At 41.3% G+C, this 716-nt stretch carries 1 protein-coding gene; it reads left to right on the forward strand.

Annotation, left to right across the window (positions count from 1 at the left end; translation table 11 throughout):
- The coding region (locus tag CLHUN_RS22305; RefSeq protein WP_165755834.1) for a hypothetical protein at nt 1–716 on the forward strand (716 nt) is incomplete at both ends.

Consider the following 716-nt stretch of genomic DNA (forward strand, 5'->3'; position numbering starts at 1 on the left):
ATGTATATAAAAATAATTATACAAGATACCCATACTTTGAGGCAGACAGGCAATATGACGAATTAAGGAACTACTATCCTGAAAAATACAGCTACATCATTGTGGACTGGAATGACACCTATCTTGCCAATGAGTACATATTTGACTATGAAAACAAAATGAATTTTGAGGATAAATACCGTACTTTTAATTTATCCATAATTGACAGGTACTACCTGTATGACAGCCTTGAATACCGGTATGACAATACCTATCACCTGGTAAACAAGAAAATACTGAAAAAATACAGCATGCCAAGCTCGGAATATGCAAATGACCAGGACCTGGGCAAGTATTTGCTGTACGTTGAAGACTTTGCCTATGACCAGTTTGGAAATGTGGTGTCCTATTGGGGGCCGGAGGCGGTGAGAAACAGCGAAAATGTTCTTACCAATCCCTCCAATGACGAACACCTGCAGCAGTATTCCTATGATACCTCACACTACAATATCCTTCTGGAGAAAAGATACAAAAAGGATGCGTCAACAACCATCAGTGAGATAAATACCCTGACAGGTGATGCAAAAAACGTCTCACAGGCGGCGATAAATGTCAACGGGGTTATGGAGTCCAGGACAACCTATGGCTATGACCAGTGGAACAATATCAGCAGTGAGAAAAGGTATCTGAAGGACGGCGGCTGGACCGGATATGTGGAGACCAACTACGAATACAGT

This window comes from Ruminiclostridium hungatei (assembly GCF_002051585.1).
GTDB lineage: Bacteria > Bacillota > Clostridia > Acetivibrionales > DSM-1351 > Ruminiclostridium > Ruminiclostridium hungatei.